This window comes from Kordia zhangzhouensis, assembly GCF_001005305.1.
Taxonomy (GTDB): Bacteria; Bacteroidota; Bacteroidia; order Flavobacteriales; family Flavobacteriaceae; genus Kordia; species Kordia zhangzhouensis.
In genome coordinates, this window is sequence record NZ_LBMH01000001.1 from 181,905 (window position 1) to 198,632 (window position 16,728).

Genomic DNA, 16,728 nt, shown 5'->3' on the forward strand with positions numbered 1-16,728 from the left:
TACGCAAACTATATAAACAACTTAACAAATTGTGTAACAGAAAGTTGACACAAACGTCCGTTCTTGTAAGCAATCTGTACAATTACAGACAAATTAATAGTTACTAACACACAAAAAAAGGTACATACCCTTTCAAATTATAGGATTTTGTATCTTTGTAAGTCAAATAGTTTGGATCATGGACAAGAAAAAAGAACAACAGGAATTAAATTTACCATTACAACTAATTATTAGTTTTGATCAGGTTATTTCTTTTTATGATCGATATATAGAAGATACTGAGCATCCTTATCACAAATCTGCTGTTGAGATTACAGAATATCTGGAAAACTATCCTGAACTTCGCGAAGGTTTCTCTGATCTTTGCAAGTTAGATACCTATAAAGACCAAATTGATTTAGTACTAGAAGGTCTATTCCCCGAAATTCTTACAGACAATGAGATCAAAGTAGCCACAATTCCTTTTTCATTTCAATCGTTCAAATATTCAAATAGGTTAAAGAATATTTTGAAAAATGCGGGAGATGAGTACAATTTTACAGCACGAAATTTAGAAGAAAAAGAATTATACTTACACGCATGTGTATTAATATTGAATGTTTGTTATGGATATTCAATTGATTTGAAACGTCCATTCTATTTTGATATTCCAGATAAAAAACTAGGAGTTACCAAACATTATCGCGTTGCATTTAATGGTGATTTTTGCCAAGTCATTCCTACGGAAAAAGCACCCCAAATTACAGAAGAAGATGTTCGTCTACTACTAGATAATTATGATAATTTAGACGTATGGAAACAAAAATTTCCATTAGACAGCTACATTTTTAAAGGATTTGGAATCATGAATCTTTTTGATGTAACTTTTGATGAGACTTTATCTTCAATTCGTGAAAACCTATTACGTAGTGATGACAATCTGGTACCAGAATTACGAAAAAATCTAAGTGAATTTTTCAATATAAAAGATTTAAAATTAGGTTTTTCTGTTTTCGGTAGTATTGACAAAGACACACACTTTAGTCGCATAAAGCGTTCTGAAAGTTTATTGTTTTCTGACGAAAATGAAGTGGCCTGCTCCGATTTCTTTTGTCAAGGAATCGTAGAAAACATTTTTAAAAAAAGAAAAGAAATTGCCATTTCTGATGTGGAACACTATGGCGAACTTTCTGGCAAAAATGGCTTTTACAGTCGACTAAAAGCACAAGACATTCAAAGCATCATCTTAATACCTATTGTCGCTTCTAAAGGGCGAGATTTGGCAGTTTTGGAGATTGCTTCGCCACGCGCATACGAGTTAAATTCTGTAAATCAACAGAAACTACAAGATATTATTCCTGTCTTTGAAGCGGCTGTTTCACGTGCTTCTGAAGATTACCAAAATACACTAGAAGCTACCATTCAAGAGCAATATACTTCTATACATCCTTCTGTAAAGTGGCGATTTTATGATGCTGCGGAAAATTATCAAAAGCAATTGGCAAATCAAGTGGAAGATCCAATGATTGAAGATATTGTATTTGATGAAGTATACCCACTATACGGGCAAAGTGATATCAAAGGGTCATCAGTAGCTAGAAATGAAGCGATAAAAGAAGATCTCACAACACAATTAGAACTAGCTATTAAAGTTTTAGATGCAGCTCTAAAGCAAGATAAGTTACCTATTTATGAAGAACTTATTTTTAGAATTTCTACGTATCTAAATGATACACAAGAAGGGTTGAAAGCTGGCGACGAATTGGGGATTTTACAATTTTTGAAAAGAGATATTTACCCGGTATTTAACCACCTTAAAGCCACAGATCCAAAACTTGCTTTACTCATCACAGAGTATATCAACAGTTTAGATAAAAACCTAAAAGTGGTTTACGATAAACGAAAAGAATACGAAGACAGTGTAAATATTTTGAATAAGCGTTTAGCCAATTATATAGACAAGAAACAAGAAGAAGCACAAGCTATGTTTCCGCATTATTTTGAACGCTATAAAACGGATGGTGTAGAATATAACATGTACATTGGGCAATCACTGGTAAAAGATAAACCATTTAATAAATTGTACCTATACAATTTGCGTTTGTGGCAATTGCAAAACACTTATGAAATGGAACAAATTGCCCATAACGCTAAAAAAATAATGGAAAATAAGCTAGAGGTGGCTTCTCTAATTTTAGTACATAGCAGTCCATTGGCTATTAAATTTAGAATGGATGAAAAGCAGTTTGATGTAGATGGAGCTTACAATATTCGCTATGAAATTATTAAAAAGCGAATCGATAAAGCTTGTATTAAGAATACTACAGAACGGCTAACTGTTCCCGGTAAAATTGCTATTGTATATTCGCAAGATAAAGACGAGCGTGAGTACACAAAATACATTAAATACATGCAATCTAAAAACTATTTTGGAAAAGTAGAAAGGCTTGAGCTAGAAGATTTACAAGGTATTTCTGGATTACGTGCATTACGTGTAGAAGTAATTTATGAAGATGATTTCTCTGAAAAATCAGCGATGACTATTGATGAACTTATGCAAGGATTTGAAACTAAACAATAGTCATATAAATTGACATAATAAAAAAAGCGTATATCTATAAATTGACATACGCTTTTTTCCTTTTTAGGTCTAGTTATATCATGTTATTTGATTGGTCCACCAGCCATGATTTCTTCATTGGCAAACTCTTCAAATTTCGCAAAATTCTTTTTAAATGAATTAGACAGTTCAGTAGCCTTCGTATTATATGCATCCGCATCAGCCCAAGTATCAATAGGATTCAATACTTCATTAGGCACATTTGGACAATCTTTAGGAATTGCCAATCCGAAAACTGGATGTATTTGATAGTCCACATCATTTAGTTTTCCTTCCAGTGCTGCACTAATCATAGCACGTGTATATTTCAATTTCATACGATTACCAATACCATAAGGACCGCCTGTCCATCCTGTATTGATTAACCAAACATTGACACCTGCTTCTTGCATTTTTTTACTTAGCATTTCGGCGTATTTTGTTGGGTGCAACGGCATAAATGGTGCTCCAAAACATGCTGAGAAACTAGGAACAGGCTCAGTAATTCCCGCTTCAGTTCCTGCTACTTTGGCTGTATATCCTGAAATAAAGTGATAAGCTGCTTGTCCAGGTGTAAGCTTAGAAATTGGAGGCAAAACTCCAAAAGCATCTGCTGTTAAAAAGAATATATTCTTTGGATTGGTTCCAATAGAAGGCTCTTGAATATTATCAATATGATAAATAGGATAACTTACACGTGTATTTTGTGTAATGCTTGTATCTTCAAAATCTACATTCTTATTCTCGTCTAAAATTACATTTTCAAGGATTGCTCCTTTTTTGATTGCATGATAAATATCCGGTTCTTTTTCTTCACTTAAATCAATTACTTTCGCATAACAACCACCTTCAAAATTAAAGACGGTGTTTTCGTTTGTCCAACCGTGCTCATCATCACCAATCAATTTTCGTTCTGGATCAGCTGATAATGTAGTTTTTCCAGTTCCTGATAATCCAAAAAAGATAGCAGTATCTCCATCTTTGCCAACATTTGCACTACAGTGCATCGGTAAAGTATTCTTGAATACTGGCAAAATAAAATTTAATGCTGAGAAAATTCCTTTCTTAATCTCTCCTGTATAACCAGTTCCTCCAATCAAAGCAATTTTCTTCTCAAAATTCAAAATTGCAAAGTTATGTTGACGTGTTCCATCTATTGCTGGATCTGCCATAAATCCTGGTGCATTTACGATTAGCCAATCTTCTTCAAAATTTTCCAATTCATCTTCTGTTGGACGTAAAAACATATTATGAGCAAACATGTTACTCCAAGGATATTCATTTACTACACGAATATTTAAACGGTAGTTATCATCTGCACAAGCATATGCATCACGCACATACACTTCTTTTCCTGATAAATAATCAACCACTTTATCATATAGTTTATCAAAAGCAGTTGGTTCAAAAGGAATGTTAATGTTTCCCCACCAAACCTTGTCTTCTGTAATACTATCCTTTACTATAAATCGATCTTTAGGTGATCTTCCTGTAAATTCTCCAGTATTTACAGCAATGGCTCCAAAAGAAGTTTCAACTCCTTGTCCATTCTTTATAGTTTCTTCATGTAATTGGTCTGAGGAAAGTTGGTAGTGCGCTTTCGCTTCTTTGATTCCGTACGGAGTTAACGAAATCGTTTTCGTTGAGAAGGTGTTATTCGTCATAACTTTTAACTCTTGTTGTGTTTTTTGTAAAGGGCAAAAGTATAAATATTTTTATAGATAACAGATTTTTAAGCCATTTTATCCACTTTAGTTCTAAAAAAACTCACGATTAGAACAATCCACCCAATAATTAACAAAGTTCCTCCAATTGGTGTTACAAATGCTATTGTTTTAAAGTCAAAACTGGTCATATCATTTGTTGCAAGTACATATATTGACCCAGAGAACAATACAGTTCCCCAAAGAATAAATATGTATATTAGTTTTTGCATTTTAGGAGCTACAAAAGCAGAAGATCCAAGAAACAATAAAAAAAGTGCATGATACATTTGATAACGCACTCCTGTCTCAAAAGAAATTAGCTGATCTGAATTTAACGTATTTTTGAGCCCATGAGCTCCAAAAGCCCCTAAAATAACTGCCAAACATCCTAAAATAGCTCCTGTGTATAAAATTTTTTTTCTCATATTTTTATGAAGTTATTTTTATAAATGTAACATTTCACTACATTCGTGTTAAATTAATGTCCATTACAAAATTACGCAACAAAAGCCACTATGCGAAACATTTTAATTATTGGTGCAGGAAAATCTGCCTCTTACCTCATCAAATATTTTCTAGATAAAAGCCAAACCGAAAATTTACACATAACTGTTGGAGATATCAACGTCGAAAATGCAAAAAAACTAGTCGGAAATCATCCTAATGCTTCTGCAGTATTCTTGGATGTATTTCAAGAAGATAGTCGAAAAGAAGCCATTCAAAAGGCTTCAATTGTAATTTCTATGCTCCCTGCACGCTTCCATATTGAAGTTGCAAAAGACTGTGTCCATTTTGGAAAAAACATGGTGACCGCTTCATACATAAGTCCTGAAATGCAAGCGCTTGACAAAGCTGTAAAGGAAAAAGGGCTCGTGTTTATGAACGAAATTGGAGTAGATCCTGGTATTGATCACATGAGTGCAATGGAAGTCATTGATCGCATTCGTGACAATGGTGGAAAAATGATTTTATTTGAATCTTTTACAGGTGGATTGGTCGCTCCCGAAAGTGATACCAACTTGTGGAATTATAAGTTTACATGGAATCCTCGAAACGTAGTTTTAGCGGGACAAGGTGGTGCGGCTAAATTTATTCAAGAAGGCACTTATAAATACATTCCTTACCACCGATTATTCCGTCGTACAGAATTTCTAAACGTAGAAGGCTATGGAAAATTTGAAGCGTATGCCAATCGGGATTCTTTAAAATATAGAAGTGTTTACGGCTTAGATGACATTTTGACTTTATATCGAGGAACCATTCGAAGAGTTGGGTTTTCTCGTGCATGGCAAATGTTTGTTGTATTAGGAATGACTGACGACAGTTATACCATCGAAAACTCTGCAAAAATGAGTTATCGTGATTTCGTAAACTTATTTTTACCATATAGTCCTACCGATTCCGTTGAACTTAAAATGCGTCACAACTTGAAAATTGATCAAGATGATACGCTTTGGGAAAAATTATTAGAATTAGATATTTTCAATCCAAATAAAAAAATAGGTCTTGAAAATGCAACACCTGCCCAAATTCTTCAAAAAATATTAATGGATAGTTGGTCACTAGCTCCTGACGATAAAGATATGATTGTGATGTATCATAAATTTGGATATGAATTAGATGATAAAAAACATCAAATAGAATCGAAAATGGTAATTTTAGGAGAAGACCAAACTTATACAGCCATGGCTAAAACCGTTGGATTGCCGGTTGCGATTGCCGCTTTAAAAATCTTAAATGGTAAAATTACAACACCTGGCGTACAATTACCTATTACAAGAGAAGTATACACACCTATTTTAGAAGAGCTAAAAGAATACGGTATTGCTTTTCATGAAAAGGAAGTTCCATACTTTGGGTATAATCCAGACAATATGTAACATGTATTGATTTACGATTTATTACTATTTCAATAAAAAAAGAAGCAATTCTATGTGAAGAATTGCTTCAATCCTTTAAAACCGAACAAAAACACGTAACTTTAGCTTTCATATACTAAATACGATTGTAATGAAAGTAGTAAACGAACAAATTACGATTGACGGAATTGACAAAAAGATACTTCGCGCATTGATGAACGATGCTCGGACACCTATTTTGAGTATTGCACGCGAAATTGGGATTTCGGGGGCAGCAATTCATCAACGATTACGAAAGCTGGAAGATGCCAAATTAATTGCTGGCTCTAAATTTATCATCAATCCGAAAGTATTAGGCTATAAAACTATGGCATTTATTGGCGTATATTTAGATAAAGCCATGCGCAATCCAGATGCTGTAAAGGAACTTGAACGCATTCCCGAAGTAATGGAATGTCATTATACTACTGGAAATTGGTCATTATTGATTAAAATTTTATGTAAAGACAACGAACACTTGATGCATATTTTAAATCATAAAATACAAGCTATTAAAGGAGTTTCGCGAACAGAAACTTTTATTTCATTAGATCAACAAATTGATCGTCAGATAGAAGTTTAATAACTGACAGATACACTCATAAAAAAACCGAATGTTTAGTATACATTCGGTTTTTTTATTTCTAGATTTTTTAATCTCTGTTCAAATATCGCATAAAATAGAGCAATGTTGCCAACGATCCAAGTGCCGCAACCACATAAGTTCGAGCTGCCCATTTCAAAGCATCTTGCGCACCATCGTATTCTTCTGGAGTAACCATATGTTTATTGCGCAACCAAACCAAAGCACGTTTACTAGCATCGTATTCAACCGGTAAGGTGATAAAACTAAACAAAGTACCTGTTGCAAACATAATTAATCCAACAATCAAAACGGTACGCCCAAAACCAAGTCCTTGACTTGCCATTAACGCAATTCCTCCAAAGATAACCCATTGAGAAAATCTGGACGCAATACTTACCAATGGCACTAGTTTGGAGCGCATTTGCAGCCACTCATATCCTTTTGCATGTTGTACTGCATGACCAACTTCATGCGCCGCAACTGCTGCTGCTGCTGCATTTCGTTGATGAAAAACGCCTTCGCTTAAATTTACTGTTTTATTTTGCGGATTGTAGTGATCGGTCAGCATTCCTTCGGTAGAAATCACTTTTACATCATGAATTCCGTGGTCTGCCAACATTTTTTCAGCAATCTCTGCTCCACTCATTCCATTGCGTAGGCGTAACTTTGAATAATGTGCAAACTTGCTTTTAAGTTTAGAACTCACAAACATACTTAGCAACATAATTGCTCCTGCTAAGAGCATATATCCTGAATCAAACATATTCTTCTTTTATTTATTAAATTGTAATACACCCTAAAATACAAAAACCTCGCCAAATAAGCGAGGTTTATATATTTTATGAATTTTTGTCAGTAGTCTAGTCACGCTCTACCTTGCGTAAAGCTGCTTTTTGAATCACCGTTGTATGGTAACTAACCACCGAAGTATTTTTGTCGCCTGTTTTTCTTGCATTTGCCTTTTCTGTAACTGTGATTGAAAAAAACACACGTCCATCATTTCTAAATTCAACACGACTGTTCAAAATTTTGTTGTTAATCTCAAACGTACTAAACAATGTTTGTCGCATATAATTGGCACGCAATACGATTCCGTTATTTTCATCTAAATCATAAATTCCTTTTTCAGGATCAACCACTACTAGTGTATACTTTCGTTCATCTTTTTGCTTTGAGACAATATAAGACAAAATATAGTCATACTTTTTTGGGTCTTCCGTAGGTTTGATTGTCAGTTCCATAGGAACATTTTGCAAGACTCCTGACGCATCGGAGACATTCAAATTCCCTGCATATGTTCCAACGTATTCCTTTGGAAACGCATATTCAGTTGGAAACTTTTTATCTTCTGAATGTTTCCCATCTCGTTCTTTCACTTTTTTTTGTGCGATACAAGAAGACATGGAAATGAGTGCTATCAAAAACAGGAGTTTTTTCATTTTCAGCTTTTTAAAATTTATTTTTACCCTACGATATTAATAATTTTTCCCGGAACTACAATTACTTTTTTCGGAGTTCGTCCATTTAATTGTGCTTGTGTACGTTCGTCTTCAAGAATTATTTTCTCGATTTCTTCTTTAGATAAATCTAAAGGCAATTCTTTTTTGAAACGCATTTTGCCGTTAAAAGACACTGGATATTCTTTGGAACTTTCTACCAAATGTTTTTCTTCAAATACAGGGAATTTTGCAGTAGCAATAGAACCTTCATTGCCCAATCTTGACCATAATTCTTCTGCAATATGCGGCGCATACGGCGAAATTAAAATCGTTAACGGTTGTAAAATTTCCTTACTTGTACATTTTTGTGCGGTTAATTCGTTGACACAAATCATAAATGTACTTACCGACGTATTGAATGAGAAGTTTTCAATGTCTTCCTGCACTTTTTTAATCGTTTTATGCAATGTTTTTAAGCTGTCTTTGCTTGGCGCAGATTCAGTTACTTTTGAAACTCCTTCGTCACCCACATACAACTTCCATAATTTCTTTAGGAAACCAAAAACACCTGAAATTCCCGCGGTATTCCACGGTTTTGATTGCTCCAACGGACCGAGAAACATTTCGTACAAACGCAAACTATCTGCCCCATATTCTTCACAAATATCATCTGGATTGACGACGTTGTATTTGGATTTTGACATTTTTTCGACTTCGCGATGAGTTATATAGCTTCCATCCTCAGACAAAACAACAGCATACTCAAAATCCTTATATCTATTGTCTTTTTTGAATTCTTCAAGATCAAGTTCATCACTAACTCCTTTCAGTAAACTTATATCAACATTTCGTTTTAAAATATGGTTAGAGTTATAATTTACTTTAAAAGTCCATTCTTCTTTTTTTCCATATTTATTAATAAGCCAATTGTCTATTTCCTCAACAGGGTTACCTTCTAAAATAGATTCATAAGCTTCCTTTGAGATTAAAAAGAGTTGTTTTCTAGGAACATCAATAGAAATATTTCCTCCAGCTATATTTGTACAATCTAATAAATAGGCATAAATAAAAGCACTAGTCCCCAAGATCATTCCTTGGTTAATCAACTTTTTAAACGGTTCGTCCACATTTACAAAACCTCTATCACATAAAAATTTGGTCCAGAAACGTGCATATAATAAATGTCCCGTGGCATGTTCACTTCCACCAATGTATAAATCGACATTTTGCCAATAGTCTAATGCTTCTTTGCTAGCAAAATCTTCATCACGCAAGGTTTTTTCCATATAACGGAAGAAATACCACGAACTTCCTGCCCAACCTGGCATGGTGTTTAACTCCAGAGGATAAATTCCGTCATTGTTGACAAGTTCGTTGCTAACGATGGTATTTGTATTGGTATCCCATGCCCAAACCTCAGCGTTTCCTAATGGTGGTTCGCCAGTTTCAGTTGGTAAATATTTTTCAACTTCTGGCAAAGTGATTGGCAAATGTTGTACGTCAATCATTTGTGGCATTCCGTCTACATAATACACTGGAAATGGTTCACCCCAATAGCGTTGACGTGAGAACACCGCGTCACGTAAACGATAGTTAATTTTTCCTTTTCCAAAACCGCGTTGTTCCATTTCATAAATCACGGTTTTCATGGCTTTTTTATAGGTCAAACCATTTAAGAAGTCAGAATTAGCGATTTTTACACCTTCTTTTTCGCTGTATGCTTCTTCTGAAATGTCTACGTTTTCAAAGATGTTTGGAATGTCCAATTTGAAATGCTTCGCAAAGTCATAATCACGTTGATCGCCACATGGAACTGCCATGACAGCGCCTGTCCCGTAACTTGCTAAGACATAATCGCCAATCCAAATTGGAATTTGTTTTCCTGTAAATGGATGAATTGCATACGCCCCTGTAAAAACTCCTGAAATGGTTTTTACATCTGCCATACGTTCACGCTCACTGCGTTTTGCGGTTGCTTCTATATAGCTTTCAACCGCTTCTTTTTGTGCAGCAGTTGTTATTTGTGCTACCAAATCGTGTTCTGGTGCCAAGGTCATAAAACTTACACCATAAATCGTATCAGGTCGTGTGGTAAATACATCAATGTTTGCGTCGTGCCCATCTACTTTAAACGTCACCATCGCACCTTGCGAGCGACCAATCCAATTGGTTTGAGAATCTTTTAATGGTTGCGGCCAATCGATAATATTCAAGCCATCTAGCAAACGTTGTGCATACGCAGAAATTCGCATGCTCCATTGTGTCATTTTTTTACGCACCACAGGATGACCGCCACGTTCTGACACACCGTTGACAATTTCGTCATTCGCCAATACTGTTCCCAATGCAGGACACCAGTTGACTTCGGTTTCGGCTAGATACGTAAGCCTATATTTTAGCAATATTTCTTGCTTTGTTTTTTCATCATACTGCATCCAATCTGCGGAAGCGAACATTTCTACATCATCATCACAAACTGCTTTAACATCAATGTTTCCATTCGCTTCAAATTTAGCGATGAGCGTATCAATATGTTCTGCTTTGTCAGTTTCGATATTATACCACGAGTTGAACAATTCGATAAAAATCCACTGTGTCCATTTGTAATATTCAGGATTAGACGTGCGCACTTCTCTGCTCCAATCGAACGAGAAACCAATTTTGTCTAATTGCTCACGATAGCGCGCAATATTTGTTTTGGTTGTAATAGCAGGATGCTGTCCCGTTTGAATAGCGTATTGTTCTGCTGGCAATCCGAAACTATCATAGCCTTGCGGATGCAACACGTTAAAGCCTTGATGACGCTTGTAACGTGCATAGATATCTGAAGCAATATAACCTAATGGATGTCCGACGTGCAACCCTGCTCCCGAAGGATATGGAAACATATCGAGTACATAATATTTTGGTTTATCGGAATTATTTTCGGCATGAAATGTTCCGTTTTCTGCCCAATATTTTTGCCATTTGGCTTCAATTTCGTTGAAATTGTACTTCATCTTAATCTTTTTTTGAGAAGCGCAAATTTAACGGTTATTGTATGAAAGACAAAAGTTTGAGAGTTGTTTGTTAATTGTATCTCAATAGTTACCTGTAATATACTTTTTTGAGCAGCCTTAGTTTCTCCATTATCAAAATACTTTTTCACCCAAAATTTGACGTTTTGCATGGATAATTTTATAATTTTACCAGACTAATGCACTATTTATGAGTTCTTCTTTTGAAAAGTATCAAAAAAAACGTTTAATATCTTCTTATTTTTCTGTGGTACTGAGTACTACACTCGTATTATTCCTACTAGGAATTTTAGGCTTATTAGTATTAAACACTAAGAAAGTAGCTGATTATTATAAGGAGAAAATTGCACTGACCGTATATTTGAAAGATAGCGCTAAAGACGTTGAAATTGAACAGTTGCAAAAAACTTTAGCCTTGGCAACGTATACAAAATCGGCAGCGTTTGTTTCAAAGGAAACTGCCGCTGCTAATTTGACTGCAGATATCGGAGAAGATTTTGTAGAATATTTGGGGGAAAACCCACTACTGAACTCAATTGATGTTTATATTAAATCCGATTTTGTTTCTGGTGAAAAATTAGATTCTATCGCCGCAGAGATTACTGAAAAGAACTTTGTCGAAGAAGTTTCATTTGATAAGCCTTTAGTTTCTAAGTTGAATGCAAATATCAAACGCATCGGATATGGAATTTTGATTGCGTGTATCTTTTTTGCAATCGTAGCAGCATTGTTAATTAATAGCTCAATCCGTTTGTCTGTATATGCCAAGCGTTTTACGATTAAAACTATGCAAATGGTAGGTGCCACCAAAGGATTTATCCGTAAGCCTTTTATTTGGAATAGTATTAAAATGGGGATTATTGCAGCGATTTTAGCTTTGGCAGGAATGGCAGGTGTGTTGTATTATGCGCATAAAACGTTGCCGCAATTGCAATTAGCTAACGACCAATTATTGATTGGAGCTGTTTTTGCGGGAATTTTAGTGATTGGTGTTTTAATTACACTTGTTAGTAGTTTCTTTGCAACACAACGTTTTTTGAATTTAAGAACCGATCAGTTGTATTATTAATTTTGAGAACTGTTTGTATATGAAAAAATCAACTCTTCCAATTATTTTAATTGTAGCAAGTATCATTTTGATTGTTGTAAATAGTATTACTACTGAAGCTTTTGATCGTGGATTTTGGATGCGAATACTTTCAAGTGTTTTATTAATTGTTGCTATGGTATTAACCATTCGAAGCGAACGACGCAGCTCTAAATAGTTTTACTAAAAAAAGAAGATTTTCATTTTTATATTTTATCTTTCTTGTATGAAATCAACACGCCTCAGTTATTTTTTTCCAATAATCATCATACTACTTTTGTGTATAGGTTGCGAACAAAAAGCGCAAGATAGTTCTTTGCATGAAGAAAATTGGGCAAATCGCAGTATTGATATCAGCAAAAAGGATTCTCTTGAATATGGAAAAACGTATCTTTCCATCTATTCTCAGATTTATAGCTATTCAGAACATACCAAGCACAATTTGACAGCTATGGTAGGTTTACGCAACACAAGTGATACCGATTCTATTTATATTTTGCGAGCTTCCTATTATGACACTAAAGGAGAACTTGTGCGCACCTATTTCAATCAACCTATTTATTTGGCTCCACTAGAAACTACAGAAATTATTATTAACGAAAGTGATATTTCTGGTGGTACAGGTTCAAACTTTATCTTTGAATGGAAAATTCCAAAAAACGGTGTAGAACCTTTATTTGAAGCTGTTATGAGTTCTACTATGGGACAACAAGGATTGTCTTTTACAACTCAAGGAAAACGTATTGAATAATCGATATGACAGCCATTTTAACTACTATATTTTTTCTAATTGCTGTAATTGACCCCATAGGTTCTGTTCCTGTATATTTGGAAGCCACCAAAGAATTTGATAGTGTTCACAAACGTAAAATTGCCATTAGAGCTTCTATTATTGCATTTATGATTTTGTTGTTCTTTATCGTGATTGGACAACTCATTCTTGAAGGTATGTCCATTTCTTTAGATGCTTTTCAGATTTCTGGAGGTGTGATTCTATTTTTATTTGCGTTAACGATGATTTTTGGTGATGGAAAACCAGAACGCGAAAAAAACCAAATAACTGATTATAAACATGTTACTGTTTTTCCTGTAGCCATTCCTTCTATTGCTTCACCTGGAGCAATTATGGCTGTAGTTTTAATGACAGATAATCACATTTATACCATTCAACAGCAAGCCATTACAACTGCATTAGTTTTAGTTGTTATTGGTATTACTTGTTTAATTCTTCTAGCAGCAAGCGTAGTACAAGAACGTATTGGAAGTTATGGAATTACGGTAATTAGTAAAATCATGGGATTGATTTTGGCTTCCTACGCAGTACAAAGCATTTTAAGTGGTATTAGTAATTATTTTAATTGATTCTTTACATACTGTATTACTAATAAATTAGTGCTTTTTTCCTCTAAAACATTAACAGACTTTAACCCTTCATTATAAAATAATTAGGAAATTATTGAGTTATCTTTATAATAGAATGTAAACCAATACTTATATGATAAAAATATTTACGTGAACATGTACTGATATTTTAATTTTTAAAATTTTATGATTATGAGAAGACTCACATTTATATTTTTAGGTATAGCACTTGTTGTTTTTTTAGCATATTCATTTACCAATGCTCCAACCGTGCACTCAGAAGATTGTATCTTAATCTCAGGAAAAGTAATCTCGGTAAAAGAAGGAACTTCTAGCAATATACAAATTCGACTGGAAAATGACAGTCACTATTATTACATTGATCGTGGCATGGAGAAAGGCGTAAATTTAGAGCAATTAAGTACCAAAGTTTTAAATAAAACCGTTACTTTGTATTGCCCAAACCGATGGACCATTGTTAATCCTGATGGTATTGTACCTCAGATTTCAAAAATGGAAAAAGGCACTAGTGTGGTATACAGTGAATTTTAATGAATGTTTGTATGCAATAATGATGCTTTCGGTCGGCACCTCTAAAATTTGAATAGTGCATGAAAAATAAGAAAGTAACTAAAAAAACAACTTCACAAGAAAACATTTCCTCTTCACAACCAAGCTTTGTTTTTGGGAAGAAAAATTATGTCTTCATGTTTATTGGGCTCGCAGTTATTGCGCTTGGATTTATATTAATGGCAGGTGGCGGAAGCAACGATCCTAATGTATTCAACGAAGCCGTGTTCAGCGTAAGAAGAATTCACATAGCTCCAATGTTGGTAATCTTAGGGTTTGCCATTGAAGTATATGCTATTTTGTTGAATCCGAATTCCTAGTTTATGGACATTATTAATGCTATTATCCTTGGAATTATTCAAGGACTTACAGAGTTTTTACCTGTTTCTTCTAGTGGACATATAGAACTTGGAAAAGCAATCCTTGATGCCGAAATTAAAGAAGATTTATTGTTTACGGTAGTTGTGCATTTTGCAACAGCACTAAGTACTATCGTTATTTTTCGAAACGATATTGCTACAATCTTTAAAGGTTTATTCCAATTTCGTTGGAATGATGAAGCAAAATTCTCTGTAAAAATTATCTTATCAATGATTCCTGCTGCCTTAGTTGGTATTTTATTTGAAGATGAACTAGAAGCTTTATTTGAAGGAAACATTTTACTAGTAGGCTGCATGTTAGTCGTTACTGCTTTCCTTTTATATTTTGCTGATAAAGCTAAGAACACAGAAAAAAATGTAAGTTATTCAAATGCTGTAACCATTGGAATTGCTCAAGCTATTGCTATTTTACCAGGAGTTTCACGTTCTGGAGCAACAATTTCCACTTCTGTTTTGCTTGGTAATGACAAAACCAAAGCTGCACGCTTTTCTTTTTTAATGGTCGTCCCTTTGATACTTGGAAAAATAGGAAAAGACATTTTAAGTGGTGATTTAGCATTAGAAAGTTCGCAAATTGCTCCACTCGCTGCTGGGTTTGTTGCCGCTTTTGTTGCTGGATTATTTGCCTGTACATGGATGATAAATCTTGTAAAGAAAAGCAAACTTACCTATTTTGCTATTTATTGCCTTGTGGTCGGATTGATTGCAATAGGCTATGTAATTTACGACACTTTCTTGTAATGAAAACACTTGAAGAATATCAAGCGGGACAAACATTATTGATTGACAAACCTTTAAACTGGTCTTCTTTTCAAGCAGTCAATAAAGTCAAATGGGCATTAAAATCTACTTTTAAAGTAAAAAAGTTAAAAGTTGGACATGCAGGAACATTGGATCCGCTTGCAACAGGTTTACTAATTATTTGTGTCGGGAAAAACACAAAAAAAATTGCTGAATATCAAGGGCAAACCAAAGAATATACTGGTACAATTACTGTTGGTGCTACTACGCCTTCATACGATTTAGAAAGTGATATCAATCAAACTTTTCCAACAGCTCATATTACAAATGATATTATTCATAAAACAACCGAACAATTTATTGGAGAGATTGATCAAAAACCACCTGTTTTTTCAGCTTTAAAAAAAGACGGAAAACGATTGTATGAGTTTGCTCGTGCTGGTGAAGAAGTAGAAATTCCTTCTCGGAAAATTACCATTCACGAGTTTGAAATTACACGCATTGAACTACCCGAAATTGACTTTCGAGTAGTATGTAGTAAGGGAACTTATATTCGCTCTTTAGCACATGATTTTGGCCTAGCATTACAATCGGGAGCGCATCTTTCTGCTTTGCGTCGTACTAAAATTGGTGATTTTGATGTAAAAGAGGCCATTTCTCCTGAAGCATTTGGAAACTCTCTATAGGTTTCTAGTGAGTGCTCTTAAACAAGTTTTAGTAAATCTTCAACTGTGTTTTGTCCTTTATCTTTGTTATACCAAACTTGTAATTCTTTTTTAAATTCGGGTGTTAGCTTGCCATAAGTCGCTTTGTAATCGTTTACCATTTGAGTTGCTTTTGTAGGTCTCGGACCCCAATCGCCAATCACATTCCCAGAAGGAGCATCAATAGCAATTAACTTAGGAATGGCTTTCCCTCCATTAGTTAAAAACTCATTCATCAGTGCTTCATTTTCATCTCTCAATACTATTTTAAGTGTGATGTTTTCATTTAACTCAGCCACTTTATTGATTACGGGCATTGTTTGCGCCGCATCTCCACACCAACTTTCTGTTAACACTAACCATGTAACATCGCCATTATACGATTTTATTTTTGAAATTGCTTCTTCAGAGAGTTTAACAGTCTTGTCTAATCGTTTCATTCGCTTGTCATTAAGCATTGTATAATTACTTAATGCTTCTGTTTGTTCTTCTCCTGTTGATTTTCCTTCTGTGACTAAAGTTTGAACTAAATCTCTGTATTCTTTATACGAAATTGCTTTTGCTTCGCTCTCTTGAATGATGTTTTTTATTGAAATATCTGTTGAAATCATGGTTTTCTATTTTACTTTACATGAGTCGTTTTTTTGACTTGAACTTACA

The 16,728-nt window shown here is 34.5% G+C and carries 17 protein-coding genes; 11 read left to right on the forward strand and 6 right to left on the reverse strand.

Going from position 1 to position 16,728, the window contains the following annotated elements:
* Positions 1-178: 178 nt before the first annotated feature.
* Positions 179-2,560: a GAF domain-containing protein gene (locus AA088_RS00870; RefSeq protein WP_046743040.1), complete on the forward strand. Its 2,382-nt coding sequence runs from the start codon at positions 179-181 to the stop codon at positions 2,558-2,560.
* Between the two features lie 83 nt (positions 2,561-2,643).
* Here the strand turns inward: AA088_RS00870 and pckA are convergent, their stop codons facing one another.
* A complete protein-coding gene (pckA, locus tag AA088_RS00875) occupies positions 2,644-4,242 on the reverse strand; it encodes a phosphoenolpyruvate carboxykinase (ATP) (RefSeq protein ID WP_046743041.1) in 1,599 nt (532 codons plus the stop codon).
* 68 nt (positions 4,243-4,310) lie between these two features.
* Positions 4,311-4,709, reverse strand: coding sequence for a DUF423 domain-containing protein (locus AA088_RS00880; RefSeq protein WP_046743042.1), 399 nt, complete (start codon positions 4,707-4,709; stop codon positions 4,311-4,313).
* A 90-nt stretch (positions 4,710-4,799) separates the two neighbouring features.
* Between AA088_RS00880 and AA088_RS00885 the strand changes: the two genes are divergently transcribed.
* Positions 4,800-6,164: a saccharopine dehydrogenase family protein gene (locus AA088_RS00885; RefSeq protein ID WP_046743043.1), complete on the forward strand. Its 1,365-nt coding sequence runs from the start codon at positions 4,800-4,802 to the stop codon at positions 6,162-6,164.
* A gap of 130 nt (positions 6,165-6,294) precedes the next feature.
* Positions 6,295-6,765: an Lrp/AsnC ligand binding domain-containing protein gene (locus AA088_RS00890; protein ID WP_046743044.1), complete on the forward strand. Its 471-nt coding sequence runs from the start codon at positions 6,295-6,297 to the stop codon at positions 6,763-6,765.
* 70 nt (positions 6,766-6,835) lie between these two features.
* Here the strand turns inward: AA088_RS00890 and AA088_RS00895 are convergent, their stop codons facing one another.
* From AA088_RS00895 to AA088_RS00905, 3 genes are all read right to left on the reverse strand, one after another.
* Positions 6,836-7,531: a zinc metallopeptidase gene (locus AA088_RS00895; protein ID WP_046743045.1), complete on the reverse strand. Its 696-nt coding sequence runs from the start codon at positions 7,529-7,531 to the stop codon at positions 6,836-6,838.
* A gap of 97 nt (positions 7,532-7,628) precedes the next feature.
* Entirely contained in the window at positions 7,629-8,207 is a 579-nt protein-coding gene (locus AA088_RS00900; RefSeq protein WP_156168338.1) for a hypothetical protein, read from the reverse strand.
* A gap of 23 nt (positions 8,208-8,230) precedes the next feature.
* Entirely contained in the window at positions 8,231-11,206 is a 2,976-nt protein-coding gene (locus AA088_RS00905) for a leucine--tRNA ligase (RefSeq protein WP_046743047.1), read from the reverse strand.
* A gap of 208 nt (positions 11,207-11,414) precedes the next feature.
* Between AA088_RS00905 and AA088_RS00910 the strand changes: the two genes are divergently transcribed.
* The 8 genes from AA088_RS00910 to truB all read left to right on the forward strand — a co-directional run bounded on the left by AA088_RS00910 (position 11,415) and on the right by truB (position 16,050).
* Entirely contained in the window at positions 11,415-12,293 is an 879-nt protein-coding gene (locus AA088_RS00910) for a cell division protein FtsX (protein WP_046743048.1), read from the forward strand.
* 19 nt (positions 12,294-12,312) lie between these two features.
* Positions 12,313-12,489 (forward strand): hypothetical protein, encoded by a 177-nt coding sequence (locus AA088_RS18125; protein ID WP_156168340.1) that lies wholly within the window; start codon positions 12,313-12,315, stop codon positions 12,487-12,489.
* 48 nt (positions 12,490-12,537) lie between these two features.
* Entirely contained in the window at positions 12,538-13,062 is a 525-nt protein-coding gene (locus tag AA088_RS00915; protein ID WP_046743049.1) for a DUF3124 domain-containing protein, read from the forward strand.
* Positions 13,063-13,067: 5 nt separating this feature from the next.
* Positions 13,068-13,673, forward strand: a complete 606-nt coding sequence (locus AA088_RS00920) for a MarC family protein (RefSeq protein ID WP_046743050.1) — start codon at positions 13,068-13,070, stop codon at positions 13,671-13,673.
* Positions 13,674-13,865: 192 nt separating this feature from the next.
* Positions 13,866-14,225 carry a hypothetical protein gene (locus tag AA088_RS00925; protein WP_046743051.1) on the forward strand — a complete coding sequence of 120 codons (360 nt, stop codon included), beginning with the start codon at positions 13,866-13,868 and terminating at the stop codon, positions 14,223-14,225.
* A 59-nt stretch (positions 14,226-14,284) separates the two neighbouring features.
* Positions 14,285-14,563: a DUF3098 domain-containing protein gene (locus AA088_RS00930; protein WP_046743052.1), complete on the forward strand. Its 279-nt coding sequence runs from the start codon at positions 14,285-14,287 to the stop codon at positions 14,561-14,563.
* A gap of 3 nt (positions 14,564-14,566) precedes the next feature.
* Positions 14,567-15,364: an undecaprenyl-diphosphate phosphatase gene (locus AA088_RS00935; RefSeq protein WP_046743053.1), complete on the forward strand. Its 798-nt coding sequence runs from the start codon at positions 14,567-14,569 to the stop codon at positions 15,362-15,364.
* Positions 15,364-16,050: a tRNA pseudouridine(55) synthase TruB gene (truB, locus tag AA088_RS00940; protein ID WP_046743054.1), complete on the forward strand. Its 687-nt coding sequence runs from the start codon at positions 15,364-15,366 to the stop codon at positions 16,048-16,050. Before AA088_RS00935 ends, truB begins: the two co-directional genes overlap by 1 nt.
* 17 nt (positions 16,051-16,067) lie before the next feature.
* On the opposite strand, the gene AA088_RS00945 is transcribed toward truB, so the two are convergent.
* Positions 16,068-16,679 carry a thioredoxin family protein gene (locus AA088_RS00945; RefSeq protein WP_046743055.1) on the reverse strand — a complete coding sequence of 204 codons (612 nt, stop codon included), beginning with the start codon at positions 16,677-16,679 and terminating at the stop codon, positions 16,068-16,070.
* Between the last annotated feature and the right edge of the window lie 49 nt (positions 16,680-16,728).

What these genes read in the sequence shown, in the direction of transcription:
- AA088_RS00915 (WP_046743049.1), top strand. Translation starts at nt 12,538, where the DNA reads ATGAAATCAACACGCCTCAGTTATTTTTTTCCAATAATCATCATACTA.
- pckA (WP_046743041.1), bottom strand. Translation starts at nt 4,242, where the DNA reads ATGACGAATAACACCTTCTCAACGAAAACGATTTCGTTAACTCCGTAC.
- AA088_RS00880 (WP_046743042.1), bottom strand. Translation starts at nt 4,709, where the DNA reads ATGAGAAAAAAAATTTTATACACAGGAGCTATTTTAGGATGTTTGGCA.
- AA088_RS00905 (WP_046743047.1), bottom strand. Translation starts at nt 11,206, where the DNA reads ATGAAGTACAATTTCAACGAAATTGAAGCCAAATGGCAAAAATATTGG.
- AA088_RS00885 (WP_046743043.1), top strand. Translation starts at nt 4,800, where the DNA reads ATGCGAAACATTTTAATTATTGGTGCAGGAAAATCTGCCTCTTACCTC.
- AA088_RS00910 (WP_046743048.1), top strand. Translation starts at nt 11,415, where the DNA reads ATGAGTTCTTCTTTTGAAAAGTATCAAAAAAAACGTTTAATATCTTCT.
- AA088_RS00870 (WP_046743040.1), top strand. Translation starts at nt 179, where the DNA reads ATGGACAAGAAAAAAGAACAACAGGAATTAAATTTACCATTACAACTA.
- AA088_RS00935 (WP_046743053.1), top strand. Translation starts at nt 14,567, where the DNA reads ATGGACATTATTAATGCTATTATCCTTGGAATTATTCAAGGACTTACA.
- AA088_RS00930 (WP_046743052.1), top strand. Translation starts at nt 14,285, where the DNA reads ATGAAAAATAAGAAAGTAACTAAAAAAACAACTTCACAAGAAAACATT.
- AA088_RS00890 (WP_046743044.1), top strand. Translation starts at nt 6,295, where the DNA reads ATGAAAGTAGTAAACGAACAAATTACGATTGACGGAATTGACAAAAAG.
- AA088_RS18125 (WP_156168340.1), top strand. Translation starts at nt 12,313, where the DNA reads ATGAAAAAATCAACTCTTCCAATTATTTTAATTGTAGCAAGTATCATT.
- AA088_RS00900 (WP_156168338.1), bottom strand. Translation starts at nt 8,207, where the DNA reads ATGAAAAAACTCCTGTTTTTGATAGCACTCATTTCCATGTCTTCTTGT.
- AA088_RS00895 (WP_046743045.1), bottom strand. Translation starts at nt 7,531, where the DNA reads ATGTTTGATTCAGGATATATGCTCTTAGCAGGAGCAATTATGTTGCTA.
- AA088_RS00920 (WP_046743050.1), top strand. Translation starts at nt 13,068, where the DNA reads ATGACAGCCATTTTAACTACTATATTTTTTCTAATTGCTGTAATTGAC.
- AA088_RS00945 (WP_046743055.1), bottom strand. Translation starts at nt 16,679, where the DNA reads ATGATTTCAACAGATATTTCAATAAAAAACATCATTCAAGAGAGCGAA.
- truB (WP_046743054.1), top strand. Translation starts at nt 15,364, where the DNA reads ATGAAAACACTTGAAGAATATCAAGCGGGACAAACATTATTGATTGAC.
- AA088_RS00925 (WP_046743051.1), top strand. Translation starts at nt 13,866, where the DNA reads ATGAGAAGACTCACATTTATATTTTTAGGTATAGCACTTGTTGTTTTT.